General features: G+C 64.5%; 15 protein-coding genes and 2 pseudogenes. 9 read left to right on the forward strand and 8 right to left on the reverse strand.

All coding sequences use genetic code 11. From position 1 onward, the window contains the following. Positions 1-564: 564 nt before the first annotated feature. The 4 genes from ACTHNR_RS15520 (at position 565) to ACTHNR_RS15535 (ending at position 5523) form a co-directional block, all read left to right on the forward strand. Positions 565-1491, forward strand: a complete 927-nt coding sequence (locus ACTHNR_RS15520; protein ID WP_440548547.1) for a glutaminase — start codon at positions 565-567, stop codon at positions 1489-1491. Positions 1492-1702: 211 nt separating this feature from the next. Continuing rightward, on the forward strand, positions 1703-3202 hold the full coding sequence (locus tag ACTHNR_RS15525) for an NfeD family protein (RefSeq protein WP_440548548.1): 1500 nt from the start codon (positions 1703-1705) through the stop codon (positions 3200-3202). Further along, positions 3199-3954 carry a slipin family protein gene (locus ACTHNR_RS15530; RefSeq protein WP_440548549.1) on the forward strand — a complete coding sequence of 252 codons (756 nt, stop codon included), beginning with the start codon at positions 3199-3201 and terminating at the stop codon, positions 3952-3954. The genes ACTHNR_RS15525 and ACTHNR_RS15530 overlap by 4 nt, the downstream gene beginning before the upstream one ends. 267 nt (positions 3955-4221) lie before the next feature. After that, positions 4222-5523, forward strand: coding sequence for an NCS2 family permease (locus ACTHNR_RS15535; protein ID WP_440548597.1), 1302 nt, complete (start codon positions 4222-4224; stop codon positions 5521-5523). 121 nt (positions 5524-5644) lie between these two features. Here the strand turns inward: ACTHNR_RS15535 and ACTHNR_RS15540 are convergent, their stop codons facing one another. Continuing rightward, the gene (locus tag ACTHNR_RS15540) at positions 5645-5935 is read right to left on the reverse strand and encodes a DUF1488 domain-containing protein (RefSeq protein WP_440548550.1); all 291 of its coding nucleotides are present in this window, start codon (positions 5933-5935) and stop codon (positions 5645-5647) included. A gap of 287 nt (positions 5936-6222) precedes the next feature. Next, entirely contained in the window at positions 6223-6414 is a 192-nt protein-coding gene (locus ACTHNR_RS15545) for a DUF2964 family protein (protein ID WP_440548551.1), read from the reverse strand. Between the two features lie 183 nt (positions 6415-6597). Here ACTHNR_RS15545 and ACTHNR_RS15550 point away from each other — a divergent pair, with 183 nt between their 5' ends. From ACTHNR_RS15550 to purU, 5 genes are all read left to right on the forward strand, one after another. Further along, complete coding sequence (locus tag ACTHNR_RS15550) at positions 6598-6939, forward strand: 2Fe-2S iron-sulfur cluster-binding protein (RefSeq protein ID WP_440548552.1); 342 nt, start codon at positions 6598-6600, stop codon at positions 6937-6939. A 49-nt stretch (positions 6940-6988) separates the two neighbouring features. Next, on the forward strand, positions 6989-8236 hold the full coding sequence (locus tag ACTHNR_RS15555) for an NAD(P)/FAD-dependent oxidoreductase (RefSeq protein WP_440548553.1): 1248 nt from the start codon (positions 6989-6991) through the stop codon (positions 8234-8236). Positions 8237-8545: 309 nt separating this feature from the next. Then, positions 8546-8830: a DUF3331 domain-containing protein gene (locus ACTHNR_RS15560; RefSeq protein WP_440548554.1), complete on the forward strand. Its 285-nt coding sequence runs from the start codon at positions 8546-8548 to the stop codon at positions 8828-8830. Between the two features lie 245 nt (positions 8831-9075). Next, positions 9076-10638 (forward strand): methyl-accepting chemotaxis protein, encoded by a 1563-nt coding sequence (locus ACTHNR_RS15565; RefSeq protein ID WP_440548555.1) that lies wholly within the window; start codon positions 9076-9078, stop codon positions 10636-10638. 133 nt (positions 10639-10771) lie between these two features. Beyond that, on the forward strand, positions 10772-11650 hold the full coding sequence (gene purU, locus ACTHNR_RS15570) for a formyltetrahydrofolate deformylase (protein ID WP_440548556.1): 879 nt from the start codon (positions 10772-10774) through the stop codon (positions 11648-11650). A 290-nt stretch (positions 11651-11940) separates the two neighbouring features. On the opposite strand, the gene ACTHNR_RS15575 is transcribed toward purU, so the two are convergent. The 6 genes and pseudogenes from ACTHNR_RS15575 to ACTHNR_RS15600 all read right to left on the reverse strand — a co-directional run bounded on the left by ACTHNR_RS15575 (position 11941) and on the right by ACTHNR_RS15600 (position 17450). After that, positions 11941-12804 (reverse strand): glycine betaine ABC transporter substrate-binding protein, encoded by an 864-nt coding sequence (locus ACTHNR_RS15575; protein ID WP_440548557.1) that lies wholly within the window; start codon positions 12802-12804, stop codon positions 11941-11943. Positions 12805-12932: 128 nt separating this feature from the next. Next, a pseudogene (locus tag ACTHNR_RS15580) lies at positions 12933-13181 on the reverse strand (2Fe-2S iron-sulfur cluster-binding protein); the annotation flags it as partial. 87 nt (positions 13182-13268) lie between these two features. After that, positions 13269-14084 (reverse strand): annotated as a pseudogene (locus ACTHNR_RS15585) (FAD-binding oxidoreductase); the annotation flags it as partial. Between the two features lie 40 nt (positions 14085-14124). Continuing rightward, a complete protein-coding gene (locus ACTHNR_RS15590; RefSeq protein WP_440548558.1) occupies positions 14125-15366 on the reverse strand; it encodes an aromatic ring-hydroxylating oxygenase subunit alpha in 1242 nt (413 codons plus the stop codon). 102 nt (positions 15367-15468) lie between these two features. Continuing rightward, positions 15469-16254, reverse strand: a complete 786-nt coding sequence (locus tag ACTHNR_RS15595; RefSeq protein ID WP_440548559.1) for an electron transfer flavoprotein subunit beta/FixA family protein — start codon at positions 16252-16254, stop codon at positions 15469-15471. Next, entirely contained in the window at positions 16251-17450 is a 1200-nt protein-coding gene (locus ACTHNR_RS15600; RefSeq protein WP_440548560.1) for an electron transfer flavoprotein subunit alpha/FixB family protein, read from the reverse strand. The genes ACTHNR_RS15595 and ACTHNR_RS15600 overlap by 4 nt, the downstream gene beginning before the upstream one ends. Positions 17451-17453 lie beyond the last annotated feature (3 nt).

Here is a 17453-nt window from a genome sequence, read left to right on the forward strand (position 1 = left end):
CTCAATACTGTGTGAGACTTGATACTTTCGCTTGGACTAAATCCGAAGATCCAGTCCTGCGTTCGCTATCAAGCGCCCACACTTATCGGCTGTAAATTTTTAAAGATCGCGTCGCTCAACCGTCGACAGCACCAGAACAACTTCCCTTCTAGCACCGCCCGCCTTGCGTTGCTGCGTCAGCAGCAGAGAAACGAGATTATGCAGAACCTTTCGTATCTCGTCAACAGTTTTTTAACATCGCTGCTATCGAACCGTTGAACCAAAACCCGCTACGAGGGCCCGCGCAAACCCTGGGCAAACCTACCTGCTCCAAGGACTCCCGCTTCCTTCGCGCTGTCCGTTCGACTGCGCGAAGGGCGTGATTCTAGGCGCGTTCGTTTCGCGCCGCAAGCGAAAATTTGCAGACGAGCGAAACGCCGCCCAGGCGGTGCAAGGACAACACATGTTCGGCGGCGCTTGACGGCGGCATGCGCTTGCGGGTTCCATACGGGCTCGCCCGTATTCGCACGACAAGACGCGGCGCAAAGGCCTCTCGCAAGCCTATCGGTCCATAGAACAACCGCAATGAACGAACAGCCGAACTACCCGCTCATCCTCGAGCAGATCTACCGCGACGTCGCGCCTTGGCGCACGAAGGGACGCGTCGCCAACTACATACCCGAACTGGCCAAGGTGCCGGCCGAGCGCTTCGGCATGGCCGTGGTCACACTGAGCGGCGAAGTGTTTACTGTCGGCGACGCGCACGAGCGCTTCTCCATACAAAGCATCTCGAAGCTGTTCGCCTGCACGCTCGCCTTCCAATTGCTCGGGGACGAGCTTTGGACGCGGGTTGGACGCGAGCCGTCGGGCACCGCATTCAATTCGCTCGTCCAACTCGAAACGGAACGCGGCCTGCCCCGCAACCCCTTCATCAACGCCGGGGCGCTCGTCGTCACCGACGTCCTATGCCGGCGCTTCGTCGGCGCGGAAACCGCGCTCGTCCAATTCGTGCGACGGCTGTCGGGGGCAACGGACCTCGACTACGACTCCCGCGTCGCGCAATCGGAACTGCAGCACGCACAGCGCAATCGCGCGATGGCGCATTTCATCGCGAGCTTCGGCAATTTGCACATGCCGCCCGAATCCGTCGTCGACGCCTACTGCCGACAATGCGCCATTGAAATGAACTGCGTCGAGCTGGCGCGCGCCGCCCTCTTTCTAGCCAACGGCGGGGTTTCGCCCGCCACGCAAGAACGCGTCCTCGATTCGAGTTCAGCCAAGCGCTTGTCGGCGCTCATGCTCACGTGCGGCACTTACGACGCAGCCGGCGATTTCGTTTACCGGGTGGGGCTGCCGGCGAAGAGCGGCGTGGGAGGCGGCATCGTTGCGGTGCTCCCCGGTGAAATGGCCGTCTGCGTCTGGTCGCCGGGGCTCGACGCGAACGGCAACTCGCTTGCAGGCACGCTGGCGCTGGAATGGCTGACGACCCTGTCGGGGCGGTCGATTTTTTGACGCGCCGCCACGGCGCGCCTTGCTGTTTTCATGGTTCGGGCGCCAACCGGCGCCTGCATCGAGCCCGGGAGCGGTGCAAGGGAGTTCGCACTCCAGCCGCGTGCGCTTGCCCACGCCCCATTTTGCGGACCCACGCGAATCATCCTAATCTTTAAGCGTCAGGGCGGCCTTCCCGCCAGCGGCGGCGCATCCGGTGCGTCGGCTAAGAACGATGAAAATCCATCCGTTGCGGCGAATCGCATCGACTCGCCAAGCGCCCGCGTCCGCGCGGCGGCGGTCGTTTAGCGCGCGCTGCGCCGCAACGCTCATTGCACTGGCGGCGCTCGTCGCTTCCCCTGCCGTGCATGCCGCCTCGACCAGCGCCCCCCATGCCGGCGAAGTCGTCGCGATTCCCGTATCGGGGGCCATCGGCCCCGCAAGCGCCGATTTCATCACGCGCTCGCTGGCACGCGCCGCGGCCGACCATGCCCAGCTCGCCGTCATCGAACTCGACACCCCCGGCGGGCTCGATACCTCCATGCGGCAAATCATCAAGGCGATTCTGGGCTCTCCCGTGCCCGTCGCCGCGTTCATCGCGCCCGGCGGCGCCCGCGCGGCGAGCGCCGGCACCTATATCGTCTATGCCTGCCACATCGCGGCGATGGCCCCGGGCACCAATCTAGGCGCGGCCACGCCGATTCAGATCGGCGCACCGGGCGCCGGCTCGCCCGCCCCGAAGCCGCCCGACGAACATGGCAAGGCGGCATCGTCGCCCCTGGCGACCGATACGCAATCGACCGAAACGCGCAAGCAGATCGACGATGCGGCCGCCTACATCCGCGGGCTCGCCCAGCTACGAGGGCGCAACGCGCAATGGGCCGAGCGCGCCGTGAGGGAAGCCGTCAGCTTGTCGGCCGGCGAGGCGCTCGCAGAGAACGTCGTCGATCTGACCGCGCGCGACCTGCCCGATCTGTTGAGAAAATTGGACGGCCGAACGGTGGAAACGTCGACCGGCGCGCACAAACTCGCCACCGAGCGCGCGCCGGTCGTGACGCTCGAGCCCGATTGGCGCAGCCACGTGCTGGCGGTCGTCACGGACCCCAATGTGGCGCTGATCCTACTGACGATCGGCATGTACGGCCTCTTTTTTGAATTCGCGAACCCCGGCTTCGTGCTGCCGGGCGTGGCCGGCGCCATCTGCCTCTTGATCGGGCTGTTCGCGCTGCAGTTGCTGCCGATCAGCTACACGGGGCTCGCGCTCATCTTTCTCGGCATCGCCTTTCTCATCGCCGAAGCGTTTCTACCGACGTTCGGCACGCTCGGCTTCGGCGGCATCATCGCGTTCGCCGCCGGGGCGCTGATGCTGATCGACACGGATGCCCCCGGCTACGGCGTGCCGCTGCCCATGATCGCCGCCATCTCGGCCGCCGGCGCCGTCTTCGTCTTCTTCGTTTCGAGCTTTGCCTACCGCGCCCGGCGACGGCCGGTCGTCACCGGCGGCGAAGCGCTCGTCGGCAGCCAGGGCGAAATCATCGATGCGGCGCTCGCGGCCGGCGACGACGCAGGCGGTCAAGCGATCGTCGGCTGGGCCCGCGTGCATGGCGAGCGCTGGCGCGTACGCGCCGCGGCGCCCCTGGCGGAGGGCGCGCGCGTGCGCGTGACGGCCCGGCACGGCCTGACGCTCGATGTCGAACCGGCGCAAGAACCCCCACGAGGAGGAGCCTCCCCATGATCGGATTCACCTACAGCTTCGGCACGCTTTTGCTGCTGATCGCGCTCGTCATCATTGCCTCGTCCATCCGCATCTTCCGCGAATACGAGCGCGGTGTCGTCTTCATGCTCGGCCGCTTTTGGAAGGTGAAGGGCCCCGGTCTCGTGCTCATCATCCCGGTCGTGCAGCAAGCGGTGCGCATCGACCTGCGCACGATCGTGTTCGACGTGCCGCCGCAAGATGTCATTACGCGCGACAACGTGTCCGTCAAAGTCAATGCCGTCGTCTACTTTCGCGTCGTCGATCCCGAGAAGGCCGTGATTCAAGTGGCCCGCTTCATGGAGGCGACGAGCCAGCTATCGCAGACGACGTTGCGCGCCGTGCTCGGCAAGCACGAGCTCGATGAGCTGCTGGCCGAGCGGGAGCAGCTGAACGCCGACATTCAAAAAACGCTCGACGCCCAAACGGACGCATGGGGCATCAAGGTGTCGAACGTCGAAATCAAGCACGTCGACATCAACGAATCGATGATTCGCGCCATTGCCCGCCAAGCCGAAGCGGAACGCGAGCGCCGCGCCAAGATCATTCACGCGGACGGGGAGCTGCAGGCTTCCGAGAAACTGCTGCAAGCCGCCCAAACGCTGGCGCACGAGCCACAAGCGATGCAATTGCGCTACTTGCAGACGCTCACGACGATTGCCGCCGACAAGAATTCGACGATCGTCTTTCCGCTGCCGATCGATGTCCTGAACCTCGTGCTCAATCGCCACTGAACCCAACGATGCGGGGCCGTCGAGGCACGGCCCGTGCACGGGAAGCTGGCGCGCGCAAATAGTCGCTATTACACTGTGCGGCTGGTTTTCGGGCGCGGGCCGCGTACATTAGGGCGCGGCCGCATTCGACCGAAGTCGTTACATTCGAATCAAATCAAACGGTCTTCCCGACCGGCTCGGCCCGCGTTCGAGCACCGGTTCGGGAAGACCGTCAAGCATGGGACCGGAGACAAAGCACTCATGGAACAAGCCAAAAACGTTCCGTTCATGGAATCGGTAAAGCGCTATTTCGGCTTTGAAGAAGCGGGCACCGATTTACGCACGGAGATATTGGCCGGCGTCACGACGTTTCTGACGATGGCTTACATCATCTTCGTCAATCCCGCGATTCTAGGCGATGCGGGCATGCCGAAGGACGCCGTGTTCGTGGCGACGTGCCTGGTCGCGGCCATCGCAACGCTGATCATGGGCCTGTACGCCAACTATCCGATCGCCTGCGCGCCCGGCATGGGGCTGAACGCATACTTCGCCTACACCGTAGTCAAGGGCATGGGCTTCACCTGGCAAGCCGCGCTCGGCGCCGTGCTCATTTCAGGCTGTCTGTTCTTGATCGTGACGCTGTTTCGCGTGCGCGAAATGATCGTGAACGGCATACCGCGGTCCATTCGCGTCGCCATCACGGGCGGCATCGGGCTCTTTCTCGCCATCATTTCGCTCAAAACGGCCGGCATCGTGGTCGGCAATCCCGCCACGCTCATGACGCTCGGCGATTTGCACAAACCTCAGGTGGTGCTGGCGACCATCGGCTTCTTCGCGATTGTCACGCTCGATTGCCTGCGTGTGCGCGGCGCGATCTTGATCGGCATCCTCGGCGTGACCGTCCTGTCGTTCTTCTTCGGCGGCAACCAATTCCACGGCCTCGTTTCCGCGCCGCCTTCCATCGCGCCCACGCTATTTCATCTCGACATACGGGCTGCGCTGTCCACGGGGATCATCAACGTCGTGCTTGTGTTCTTCCTCGTGGAGCTGTTCGACGCCACGGGCACGCTGATGGGCGTCGCCAATCGGGCCGGGCTGCTCGTCGAAGGCAAAATGGACCGTTTGAACAAGGCGCTGCTCGCCGATAGCACGGCCATCGTCGCCGGTTCGCTGCTCGGCACGTCCTCGACCACGGCCTATATCGAAAGCGCTTCGGGCGTGCAGGCAGGGGGGCGCACGGGTGTGACGGCCATCACCGTGGCCGTGCTGTTCCTCGCGTGTCTGTTCATTGCGCCGCTGGCCGGGGTCGTGCCCGGCTATGCGACCGCGCCCGCGCTGCTCTATGTGTCGTGCCTCATGCTGCGCGAACTGGCGGACTTGCCCTGGGACGATGCGACCGAGGTTGTGCCGGCCGCGCTGACGGCGTTGATGATGCCCTTCACCTACTCGATCGCCAACGGGGTGGCGTTCGGCTTCGTCACGTATGCCGGACTCAAGCTGCTGACGGGGCGTGCACGGCAGGTCAAGCCGATCGTCTGGATCATCGCGGCCATCTTCCTGTTCCGCTTCTTCTATCTGGGCGGGGAATGAAGCGCACACGGCGCTGCGCGCCGGCAGGCGCGGGCGCGGTGAGAAGCGTTGCATTCAACGAGCGCGATGAAGGGCGGCGAGCCGCGCAAGCGGCTCAAACCGACAGCGTCGAGCGCAGTGATTACGCGCCCGCGTTCGCTTCGTAGAATCTGACGTAGCCGCTGCGCAGCATCGAGCACTGGCCGCTCGTTTCGGACAGCAGCCGGCGTGTCGCCGCTTCGATGCGGGGCCGGTGCGCGTCGAACGCCCCGACCATGTCTTCGAGCCGCGTCGAAGCCGCGCCGAAATGATCCTCGAGGGCCTCCGCGGTGATGCTGCACCACACGCGCTCACCGTTGACGAGCGCTGGAAACGCGACGATCAATTCGCGCCCCGAGTACTCCGGTGCTTCATTAGGAAAAAGAATCTGCATGGGATTCGCCTTTGCCGTGACGAAAACACGCCATAACCGCGCCGGGTGGGAGTGCTTCCTTCTTGCTGGAAGCGCGGGCCGCCGGCGCGAAAGGGTCGCCTCCACGCCGATTGCCTAAACTTTAGGATGTTTGCGATGGGCTGAGCAAGTTTTCCTTGCATGGGGCGTGAAACGGCCCATTTGATCCGACGAAACAGGCGCGGTTTGCGCCGTCCGTTAGATAGGAGTACGAACCCTTTTTCAACCCGTCTTCGGATTGCCGCGTCCATTGGCCTAGCATCGGACGACTAGGGCATGTCTTTCGGCCATGCATTGAGTAGGACGGCCACGCCGAAAATACCCACCACGACGCCGGCCGCCCCGTAGAGCACCAATGCGCCCTGGTCGAACAATAGGCCGCGTATCGCGACTGCAATGCCGGCAAGGGCAACGAACGTCGCGATCGCCGCCAGCACTACCCTTGCTTCCGCCCTCACCATCGCCTTCTCCTCGAACGCCGCGCGGCCTTCTTTGCACCCGCGCGCCGCGGATCGTCCGCACCCCGCGGCGGCCCCCTGGGGACTATCGGCACGCCCAGTGCTTACGGTAAGCTCGCGCAAATGTGCGCCGTATCGGTACGCCCCATTGTCGTTGCGCCCTTTCGGGCGCCCCATCACATCGTCATGACCGCACCGCCCCAAACGCCAATCGTGCGCATCGAACCACACGGCTTCGCGTTCGAATCGCCTGCCTCGCTCACGCTGCTGGACGCGGCGGCGGCCGCCCATGTGCGGCTACCACGATCGTGTCGCAACGGCGTCTGCCGGACGTGCATGTGCAAGCTCGTTTCCGGACGTGTCAGCTATCGCGTCGAATGGCCGGGCGTGAGCCGCGAGGAAAAGACCGAAGGTTGGATCCTGCCGTGCGTCGCCACGGCCGATACCGATCTCGTCATCGAAGCGCCGGAGGCGGAGCGCGCATTAGCACAGGATCAGTATCAAGGCGGCGGTACCCGTCGTTTTTGATTCCCGTCAAGCATTCTCGACAACTACTCATCACTACGGTCGCCACTTCATGGATTTCGACGTCGTCGTTCTCGGGGCAGGTATCGTCGGCGTGTCGTGCGCCATTCATTTGCAGGATCGCGGCCGGCGCGTCGCACTGGTCGATCGCGGCCTTCCGGGCGAAGGCACGAGTTTCGGCAATGCCGGCCTCATCGAGCGCTCGGCCGTCGTGCCGTATGCGTTTCCGCGCAGCCTGAGCGCACTCGCGCGCTATGCGCGCAATCAATCGACGGATCTCTACTGGGACTACAAGGCGCTGCCGTCTTTTATCCCGTGGCTCGCGCGCTATTGGCACGAGTCGTCGCCGCGGCGGCTGGCGGCGGCCGCGCACGACATGCTGCCCCTCATCTTGCGTTGCGTCGACGAACATGCCGCGCTGGCCGCGCGCGCCGGCCCGGAAGCCGGGGCGCTCGTGCACGAAACCGGATGGATCGAAGCCTATCGAACGCCCCGCGAATTCGACGCCGCCGCAAAGCGGGCGCGACAGTTGGCGAGCGCCCAGGACCTACGCCTGGACACGCTGGACGCAGTGGCCCTGCGCGCCCGCGAGCCCGCCCTTTCCGACGCGTTTTGCGGGGGGCTGCACTGGATCGATCCGCAAAGCGTAACGAACCCGGGAGCGCTCACGAAAGCCTATGCCGTGCTCTTCGAGCGCGCCGGGGGCAAGGCAATCGTCGGCGACGCTTCCACCGTTCGAGCCGAGAGCGACGCGTGGCTCATGCAGACGAGTGAAGGCCCGATCGGCGCGCGGGAAGTCGTCGTCGCGCTGGGCCCTTGGTCGGACACGGTGTTCGCGCCGCTCGGCTATCGGATCCCGTTGCGCGCCAAGCGCGGCTACCACATGCACTACGAAGCGACGACTGGCGCGCCGCTCGCCCGGCCCATCCTCGATCGGGAACAAGGCTATGTCGTCGCGCCGATGCAGCGCGGCCTGCGCCTGACGACAGGCGTGGAAATCGCCGCCCGCGAGGCGCCGCCGACGGGCGTGCAACTCGCCCGTGCGGAAGCCCATGCGCGACCCGCATTCGCCCTCGGGGCGCGCCTGGACGCGCAGCCCTGGCTCGGCCTGAGGCCCTGCACGCCCGACATGCGGCCCGTCATCGGCCAAGCCCAACGCCATCGCGGGCTCTGGTTCGCCTTCGGCCACGCCCATCATGGGCTGACGCTCGGGCCGGTTACCGGGCGCTTGCTCGCCGAAATGATGACGGGTGAAGCCCCCTTCACCGATCCCAGGCCCTACAGTCCGGCGCGCTTTTGACGGTTTTGATGCTATTCGCCCTGTTTCGCCCGATTGCGCCCGATTGCGCCCGATTTCGCCTGCTTCGGCGCTCAGGTGCGAAGCTGGGCGGGCCGCGATACGCCGCCGCCCCCCGTCATCGGGCGCGCCAAAACCCTCCGCGGCGCCAATGTGCAAATCGATTGCCACGTGCGCGCGGAATAAAGTGCACGAATTAGCGTAACTTCCCCAGCATTATTTCAGTTTGGAGAATTGTGTTTCTACGGATATAACGATAGCGGCTTCGGGCATACCCGAATACATTTACAGGGCTCGATTCCAGGAGCCGCTATGAGGACAAACAAGTCTCGCGCAGTTGACGTAAGCCGCGTCCAAATCGAAATTCTCGAACAGTCCGATACGACGCTGATCATTCGCTGGGTCGAACCTGGCCGCTGCCATTACGGGGAGCAGCGCTGGCGCCGCCGCTCGGCCAATGCATCGGGCACGTGCGTCGTTTCGCGGCGGGCGATTCGCCGTGGAGACGCGGTATTCCGGCCAGCGGAACGCCCGGCGCCCGCCAATGCGGCGGCGATGATTTCGGTCGACGCATTTCATCCCGCCGTCGAGGACTGACACGATTTAGCTTGCCCGGCGAAAACTACGGATTTTCGTAGTCGCCGGCGGTCGGCGCTGCTCCGCGTTTTTTCTTCGGCGCGCGCACGCGCCCCCTTCCTTCACCATTTCCGCCGCGCATCGTTGTCGCAATTGGTCAGGCCATTGTCGCCTATTGACAATAGCCGGCCGCCGAGCTTGTCGATATAGCAGAAGCGCAAGCGCGCGTCCGTCGCGCTTCCTTCAACGCCGCACCGAGTATCGCCATGCCCAAATCGCTCTCGATCCGAGGCGGCCTTGCCGCCACCATCGCCGGCTACACCGCCCTGCTCATCATCGTAATCGTCGGCGCCGTGGCCATGCTGTCCGCCGGCAATGCGGCGCTTGCGGCCATGTATCGCGACGATACGGCCTCGCTGCTTCACCTAAAGACGAGTTCGGAGAGGCTGCTCGTCATGCGCGGGGGTTTGAGCGAAGTCGAGCAATTGATCAGCGCCGGCAAACCGGCGCAAAAAGAAATCGCGCGTCTACATCAATTGGTGACGCAGAGTAACGACGAACTGGCGGCCTATCGTAGCCTGCACACGCCGGATGCCGAGGAAAAAGCGCTGCTCGACACGCTGCTCGCTCGCCGCCAAGCACTGTTCGACCAAACGCTCCAAAAAGCCCTCGCGCAATTGGACAGCGACAATATGGTCGACTTTCTCTCGACCCAGCGCGAGGCGTCGCCCGCCGTTTTCGCGGCCTATCAGGACGCAATCACCGCGCTCGAGAATTTCCAGATCGCCCGCGAAAAAACGCGCTTCGACGTAGCGGACGCGCGCTTTCGCCGCGCGCTTTGGATGCTCGGAGGCGCCGCCGCGCTCGCACTCGTCGTCGGCTTCCTGACGCAACGACGGCTGGCCGGCGCGATCGTCACGCCCGTCAGCGCGGCGGTCGATCATTTCGATCGCATCGCGCAGGGCGACCTGACGCACAACGTCGCGGTCGGCCGCGCGAATGAAATGGGCCATTTGCTGACGCGGCTAGGTCAAATGCAGTCGGGCTTGGCGCAGACGGTAAACCAGGTTCGCGCCAGCACGGAGGCGATCGTCGCCGATGTGCGCACGATCGCGCACGGTAATGTCGAACTGTCCAACCGCACCGAGCAGCAAGCCGCCTCTCTCGAAGAAGCGGCCGCCAGCATCGAACAGTTGACTGCCACCGTGCGTCAAACGGCGGACAACGCGCGCAGCGCCCGTACCTTCGCCGGGAGCGCGGCCGAGATTGCAACCAAAGGCGGGGACGCAATGGCACGCGTCGTCGCGACCATGGAGGCGATCTCGACGAGTTCGACGCAGATCGCCGGGATCGTCGGCGTCATCGAAGGCATCGCGTTCCAGACCAATATCTTGGCCCTGAACGCCGCGGTGGAAGCGGCGCGTGCCGGCGAAAACGGGCGCGGCTTCGCCGTCGTCGCATCCGAAGTGCGCAATCTGGCCCAGCGCTCGGCATCGGCCGCCAAGGAGATCAAGACGCTGATCGGCGATTCGACGCAGCGCGTCGACGGCGGGAGCGCGCTCGTGGGCGACGCCGGCGCGACGATGACGGAGCTCGCGCAAGCCGTCGAGCGCGTGCGCACGATCATCGCCGAAATCAGCCTGGCCTCGGAGCAGCAGTCGATCGGCATCGATCAAGTCAACGCGTCCGTGTCGCACATGGAGCAAGCCATGCAGCGCAATGCGGCGCTGGCGGAAGAGGCATCGGCCGCCGCCATCTCCCTCGAAGATCAAAGCCGGCGCTTGGACGAGGCCGTCGCCCGCTTCCAATTGCCGTCGGTCACGCGCTGACGCTCCGATACCATCGGCGCGGCGATTCGGTTCTATCGGTTGCAGATACGCCCTGCTCTACTGATAACGTCGCGCGAGCGGTGCGTTGCACTTCGATCTCGCGCGAGTTTACACGGAGACCGGGGCTACCTTTATGTCAACACCTGAACGTTCACATCAATTCGTGCTGACGCTTGCGTGTCCGAGCGCCGCCGGGCAAGTCGCGGCCGTCGTCGCGCTGCTCGACAAGCACGGCGGCTATATCGACGAACTGACCGTGTTCGACGACGACCTGAGCGAGCGCTTTTTCATGCGATGCGTCTTTCACGGCGCGCGCGAGCACGATAGGCCGCTCGACATCGCCGCGCTAAAGGCCGAGTTCGCACCGATCGCCGTCGGCTTCGGCATGACGTGGGGCATTCACGATGCCGACGTGCGGCCGAAGGTGCTGCTCATGGTGTCCAAGCTCGAGCATTGCCTAGCCGACTTGCTGTTCCGCTGGCGCATGGGCGAACTGAAGATGGACATCGTCGGGATCGCTTCCAACCATACGACGCTCGAGCCAATGGCCGTACAGCACGGCTTGCCGTTTCACTACCTGCCTGTGACCGCGGAGACGAAAGCGCGCCAAGAAGCCCGCCTGCTCGACTTGTTCGAGACGACCGGGGCCGAGTTGATGGTGCTCGCGCGCTACATGCAAATTCTTTCCGAAGCCACGAGCCGCAAGCTCGCCGGGCGCGCGATCAACATCCACCATTCGTTCCTGCCCGGTTTCAAAGGCGCGAAGCCCTATCATCAGGCCCACACGCGTGGCGTGAAGCTCATCGGCGCGACAGCGCATTTCGTGACCGACGATCTTGATGAGGGCCCCATCATCGAGCAGACGGTCGAACGCGTCGATCATTCGCACAGGCCCGAGCAACTGCTCGCCGTGGGCCGCGACGTCGAATGCATCACGCTCGCGCGGGCGGTCAAGGCCTTCATCGAACGCCGCGTGTTCATCAACGGCGAACGGACCGTCGTCCTGCAATAGCGCCGGCCGCGCTTCATCGATGGCCGCGTCGGGTGCGCCGATCGAACTCGGCGCACCGATGCGGTAGACGCCGCACTCCCTTCTCGCCGCCGCGCCGCTTTCCGCGGCGCTTCCCCAGACTCTTACCAACTCGAACGAAAAAAACGGAGCGGGCGGACTTGCCGTCCGCACGCCCCGTACAGGGACACTCAGTACTTGGAATTGCCTAACGTTCGGCGTTGCTCACCGCGTCACGGCTTCGTCGATTTGTCCGTTCATTGCCGTGAGCCACTTGATTCAATCGATTCGTGTCACTTGGCGTCAGCCGTCCAAGCCGCTACGCGATCGCCATGCGCGGACACCCAAGTTTTCGCCGCGTCGTCCGGCTTCGCGCCGCCTTGCACTGCGAGCATGATGCTTTCGTTTTCGCCCGGCTTCCATTGGAATTTCTTCAAGAACGCCACCACTTGCGGGGCCTTCTTTTCAAGTTCCGGATTGATCACGTTATCCACGTGCTCGGCGCCGCCGAATACCTTCTTCGGATCGTCGAGGAACTTCAATTTCCACTTCGCGAACATCCAGTGCGGAGCCCAACCCGTCACGACGATCGGCTTATTCGCATGCATGTCGCGCGCGAGCTCCGCCGTCATGGCGCTGCCCGAACTCGGCATCAACTGAAGGCTCAGGTTGTAGGCCTTGATTGCGTCGTCGGCCTTCTTCATCACGCCGGCGCCCGCGTCGATACCGACGATACGGCCGCCGAATGCGTCCTTCTGCGATTCGAGATCGGCGATCGAGGTCGCCTTGGCGTCGGCCGGGACCACGAGGCCGATCTTCGCGTCGTTGAAGTTGGCGCCGAGGTCGACGACCTTCGACTTGTACTGTTCCCAGTACGCGGCGTGCGTGGCGGGCAGCCAGGCGGACAGCGTGGCGTCCAAATCGCCGCGCGCCACACCGCCCCACATCCCGCCGGCGGCGACGGGCACGAGCTTGACGGGGTAGCCGAGCTTCGTTTCGATGACTTGCGCGGCCACGTTCGACGTGGCAACACTGTCGTCCCAACCTTCGACGTAGCCGATCTTGATCGTCGGCTTACCGTCGGCAAACGCGGGCACCGCGCTCGCAACCGCCGCGCCGAAGGCGGCCGTCAGCAACAATTGCTTCAATAACTTCATGGTGGTCTCTCCTGGTCGTCGATCCGCGGCGCGGGGTGCTACTTTCAGGCCCTAGCATGAGCAGCCATTAATGATGGGTAAGTGCGGTTTCCGACATGCGCTTGTCCGGAAACGACGACAGCGTGACGCTATTTGTCCACGACGAGATCGCTGAGCGGCTTGCTGCAGCAAAGCAGCACCATGCCTTGATCGATCTCGCGTTGACGGATGCCGCCGTTGTGGCGCATATCGACTTGCCCCGACACGAGCTTGACCTTGCAGGTTCCGCACATGCCCTGCGTGCAAGACGCCGGCAAACGCACGCCCGCGCGCTTGGCCGCATCGAGCACATGCTCGTTCGCCCCGCATTCGATGTCGCGGCGCAACTTCGCGAACGACACGGCAAAGCGCGTTTCGCCATCGGCTTGCGCGGCTTCTTCATGCACGCTAGAGCCTTCCGTCGCCGCCGCCTGCTCGGCGGGCGGCAGCGCATCGAAGGAAAAGCTTTCCTCGTGATAATGCGCGCGATCGAAACCGGCTTCCGCGAGCAGATCTCGCACCGCCTTCATGTAGGGCGCGGGACCACATGTGAAGATCTCGCGCTCCATGAAATCCGGAGCGATCAGGCGAAGCAGGGGCAGCGTCAAGAACCCGGTGACGCCCGGCCAATTCGTACGTTGCCCGAGGCGCTCGCAGACGAACGACGTTCTGAAGCGCTGTTGATTCGAGGCGATGAGATCGAGTTCGCGAGCGAAAATGATGTCGTCGGGCGTCCGCGCGCTATGGACGAAGACGATGTCGCGATCTTCTCCCAGCTCGTGATGCGAGCGGCTCATCGACATCAGCGGCGTGATGCCCGAGCCCGCCGACAAGAACAGGTACTTGCCGGCCGCGTGACGCGCACACGTAAATTCGCCAGCCGGACCTAGCACGCGAACGGCGTCGCCCGGGCGCAGGTTGTCGTGCAGCCAATTCGACACCTTCCCGCCCGGCACCCGCTTCACCGTGATCGAAATGGTGTGCGGCCGCGTGGGCGCCGACGAAATCGTATAGCAGCGGTTGATCGTCTCGCCGTCGATCTCGAGCTCGAGCGTGATGAATTGCCCGGGTTCGAACGAGAATGTCCGGCCCTCCCGCGACATGAAGAAGAAACTCTTCACGTCGTGTGTTTCCTGCCGTACCTGGCAGCAAACGAGCGTCTCTTCCTCGTCGCTCGTCCACGGCGCGCCGAGCGCGCTCCAGAATGCGGGTCGCGTGAGGCGTCCGTCTTGCGGCTCGAAGGTTTGCGCGTCTCGCATCATGCTCTGCCTCGTTGTGTTTCCGACTTGCCTGCTTCCGTTGCTACGCGCCTACGTGGGCGCCCAGACGACGGATATACCAATCGCAGAATTTCTCGACCAGTCCTTCCGTGAACGGCGAGTATGGGCCCGGTTCGTAGGCGCTGCTGCCCGTGCCCCGTTGGGAGAATTCGACGAGCGCGCGATCTTGCGCGTTCGTTGCGTTCCAGACCGCCGTCAAGTTCTCGACGTCGTAATCGACGCCTTCGACCGCATCCTTGTGCACGAGCCATTTCGTACGCACGAGCGTCTTGCCGGCCGACAGCGGAATGACCGAGAACGTGACGATGTGGTCGCTCATGAAGTGATGCCACGAATTGGGCTGCGTCCAGAACGAGAGGCCGCCCAGGTCGGCGCGCTTGAATTCGCCCAGCAATTTTTTCGACGCCGCCTTGGCGTCGAGCGTTTGCGATTCGCCGTCGCGATCGAGCGGCAAACGCTGCGTGCGGAAACCCGTCACGTCGCTCAAGCGCTCGATTTCGACCGACGGCAGGCTCATCGCTTCCCACTGCGCGGCGCGCTCGACGCAGGTGCGTTCGAACGCGGCCATGCCTTCGGCATTGGCCGGCGACGGCTGATAGCCGAAGCCGTATTCGTAAAGCGAAACGGTCAGCTCGGGATGGTTCGCGACGCAGTGATAGCACTCGCGATTGTTCTCCATCGTCAGCTTCCAGTTGCCTTCCTCGATGATGTCGACCTGCGCCGCGATCTTGCAGTTCGGCAGGTCGTGAGGCAGCAGATAGGGCTCCATCGCCGCGCGCATCACGGCGAAATCGACGGGCGGCTCCTCCGCCAGGCACACGAAGATCAGGCCCGCCAAGCTCTCGACGTGGACCGACTTCAGGCTGTGCTTGCAGCGGTCGAACTTTTCGCCCATGTGTTCGGCGAACATCAGCGCGCCGCTCAGGTTATAGGTCCAGCTGTGATACGGGCAAACGATGTTGCCGACCGTGCCGCGCTCTTCGTTGCACAGCCGCGCGCCGCGATGGCGGCACACGTTGTGGAAAGCCCGCACGGACATGTCGTCGTCGCGCACGATGAGCACCGACTCGCCGGCCAGCTCCACGGTCACGTAATCGCCGGGTTCGGGAATATCGGGTTCGACCGCGACGTGAATCCAGTGCTTGCGGAAAATCGCTTCCATGTCGAGCGCGAAGATCTCCTCGCTGCGGTAAAACGGCGCTTCGAGGCTGTAGCCCTGTTTGCGCCGTTCGATGAGCGCGCGAATGTCTACGGATACGGTCATGTCTGCTCCGGATGCTGTACTTGCTTGACTTGCGTGTTGTGCTGGATGCGGTGCGAGCGCTCGATCCAAGACACTCGCCGTCACCAAAATGTTTTCGGGACTTCAGTAATCGACGAGTCGATGCTCTCGCAAATATCCGAGAATGGCTTGTGCTTTTTCGACTGAAGTCCCCTCAATTACGACGTTCCCGCCGCGGCTTTCGGTCGTCGTCGCCGTCAGCATCCGGGCATGTCCCGAGCGCTTTTCGGCCGCGACGAGCTTGATCGGTTTGCGCGCCACGGGGGCGACGCGCCACGCATCGGCTTGGGCGTCGCGCGGCGCGGCGGCGCGCTGCGGCGCAATCGAGCCCTCCACGGAGCGTGCGTAGGCATAGCGCGGGCTCACGGGCGCCTGAGGATGCACCGCCACGACTGCCGGCAGCGTGGCCGCGACACTGCGACGGAACCCCTTCGGCAAAAATTGCGTGACCGCGACGCCGCCGCTTTCCACGGTCACATCGAGCGCGGAATCGACCAGCGTGTAGCCGAGGGCTTCGGCCACGCCATACGGCAGCGTGCCGCTGTCATAAGCGCCTTCGGCCCTGGTGCCCGTCAGCACGAGCGGCACGCCGCGCAAACGCTCGGCCAGCAGCGCCGCGGCATCGTCGCGCTCGCCGCATGGGAGTACGTCCACGCGCGGCGCACCGAGCGCCAAGTAGTCGGTCAACGCCAGGTTCGATGCGTCGCCCGCATGCAGCACGTCGAGCGCCGCGCCGTGCTCCCGCGCGAGTTTGCGGGCGATCTCGAGCGCGGCGGCATCGTTGCGGCTGTAGCACGAGGCGCCGCTCACGCGATGGCGGCCGACCGATACGAGTACCGCGATCCGGTCCAGCTTGTCTGTTGATTTCATGCCGCGACATCCTCTCGAACGTTGGCGCCCGTCGATGCTGAAGGCGGGAGCGTGGCTTGACGGCCCTGCTTGGCTTGGCCGACGGCGTCGGCCAGCGCCGCGATCGTCGGCTGCGTATCGGCGATCACGGTCAGATTCGCGCGCTTGACGATCGGCGCGCTCGCGTCGAGATTGACCGCGATGACATGCCGGCAGTCCTTGATCCCTTGCAAATGCTGAACGGCGCCCGAAATCCCGAATGCGATGTAGACGCTCGCGTTGACGGTCTTGCCCGTAGCGCCGACCTGCTTGTCGCGCGTGAAATGGCCGTTGTCGACCGCCACGCGGCTCGCCCCGACCGCCGCGCCCAAGGTTTGAGCGAGCGCTTCGAAGGCCGCGATGTCGGTCACGCCGTTGCCCGCGGAAATGATGAAGTCGGCTTCTTCGAGCGCGACCTGCGCCGCGTCGAGCTGGGTCGTTCCGCGATCGGCATAGTCGAGCGACGTCGATGCGGCCGACGAGCCGCCTTCCCCGCCCGCGCTCGGCAAGGCGATGCGCTCCCCGGCCCCGACGAACGGCAACTTCGACGAAACGGCCTCCGCATCGAGCAGAATCACCTCGGGCCATGCGCGCGTCGCGAACGATCGCCCGGCGTCCGCCATGCAACCCACGTGCGCCGCATCGATCTCGACGACGTGCGTCGCCACGCTCGCCTTCGCCCGGGCGGCATATCGACGTCCCAGGTCGCCGTCGCCCGTCGCGTTATCGGGCATGAGCACATGCGCGGGCTTGAACGCCGCCGCGCAATCGCGCAGGGCGGCCAGCGCGCGATCCGGCGCGAATGCCGGCCGCGCCAGTTCCGGAACCTCGACGACCTTGTCCGCGCCCAATGCGGCCGCGTCATCGGTCAATTCGCCGAAAACGAGCAGCACGACTTCGGTGTTTTTGTCGGCGACGATGGCGGCTGCCGCCACGACCTGCCGAGCGTGCTCGTCCAACGCGCCGCGGTCGCTATGCGCGGCCACAAGCAAGGTGCGGCCGTTCGATTCGACGACGCGCCGGGGCTTCGGCGCTTGACCGTGGCCGCGATGCAGGGCCGCGAGCGCATCATCGCTCGTCGCGCCGGCGACGGCCTGCTCGCCGAGCGTGATGCGTTTGAGTCCCGACGCGGCGATGACGAACGGCCGGCGCGGATCGATTCTTTTGATGGCGTTCATGCG

It is taken from the genome of Trinickia sp., from assembly GCF_051954495.1.
GTDB lineage: Bacteria > Pseudomonadota > Gammaproteobacteria > Burkholderiales > Burkholderiaceae > Trinickia.

What these genes read in the sequence shown, in the direction of transcription:
- ACTHNR_RS15520 (WP_440548547.1), top strand. Translation starts at nt 565, where the DNA reads ATGAACGAACAGCCGAACTACCCGCTCATCCTCGAGCAGATCTACCGC.
- ACTHNR_RS15525 (WP_440548548.1), top strand. Translation starts at nt 1,703, where the DNA reads ATGAAAATCCATCCGTTGCGGCGAATCGCATCGACTCGCCAAGCGCCC.
- ACTHNR_RS15530 (WP_440548549.1), top strand. Translation starts at nt 3,199, where the DNA reads ATGATCGGATTCACCTACAGCTTCGGCACGCTTTTGCTGCTGATCGCG.
- ACTHNR_RS15535 (WP_440548597.1), top strand. Translation starts at nt 4,222, where the DNA reads ATGGAATCGGTAAAGCGCTATTTCGGCTTTGAAGAAGCGGGCACCGAT.
- ACTHNR_RS15540 (WP_440548550.1), bottom strand. Translation starts at nt 5,935, where the DNA reads ATGCAGATTCTTTTTCCTAATGAAGCACCGGAGTACTCGGGGCGCGAA.
- ACTHNR_RS15545 (WP_440548551.1), bottom strand. Translation starts at nt 6,414, where the DNA reads ATGGTGAGGGCGGAAGCAAGGGTAGTGCTGGCGGCGATCGCGACGTTC.
- ACTHNR_RS15550 (WP_440548552.1), top strand. Translation starts at nt 6,598, where the DNA reads ATGACCGCACCGCCCCAAACGCCAATCGTGCGCATCGAACCACACGGC.
- ACTHNR_RS15555 (WP_440548553.1), top strand. Translation starts at nt 6,989, where the DNA reads ATGGATTTCGACGTCGTCGTTCTCGGGGCAGGTATCGTCGGCGTGTCG.
- ACTHNR_RS15560 (WP_440548554.1), top strand. Translation starts at nt 8,546, where the DNA reads ATGAGGACAAACAAGTCTCGCGCAGTTGACGTAAGCCGCGTCCAAATC.
- ACTHNR_RS15565 (WP_440548555.1), top strand. Translation starts at nt 9,076, where the DNA reads ATGCCCAAATCGCTCTCGATCCGAGGCGGCCTTGCCGCCACCATCGCC.
- purU (WP_440548556.1), top strand. Translation starts at nt 10,772, where the DNA reads ATGTCAACACCTGAACGTTCACATCAATTCGTGCTGACGCTTGCGTGT.
- ACTHNR_RS15575 (WP_440548557.1), bottom strand. Translation starts at nt 12,804, where the DNA reads ATGAAGTTATTGAAGCAATTGTTGCTGACGGCCGCCTTCGGCGCGGCG.
- ACTHNR_RS15590 (WP_440548558.1), bottom strand. Translation starts at nt 15,366, where the DNA reads ATGACCGTATCCGTAGACATTCGCGCGCTCATCGAACGGCGCAAACAG.
- ACTHNR_RS15595 (WP_440548559.1), bottom strand. Translation starts at nt 16,254, where the DNA reads ATGAAATCAACAGACAAGCTGGACCGGATCGCGGTACTCGTATCGGTC.
- ACTHNR_RS15600 (WP_440548560.1), bottom strand. Translation starts at nt 17,450, where the DNA reads ATGAACGCCATCAAAAGAATCGATCCGCGCCGGCCGTTCGTCATCGCC.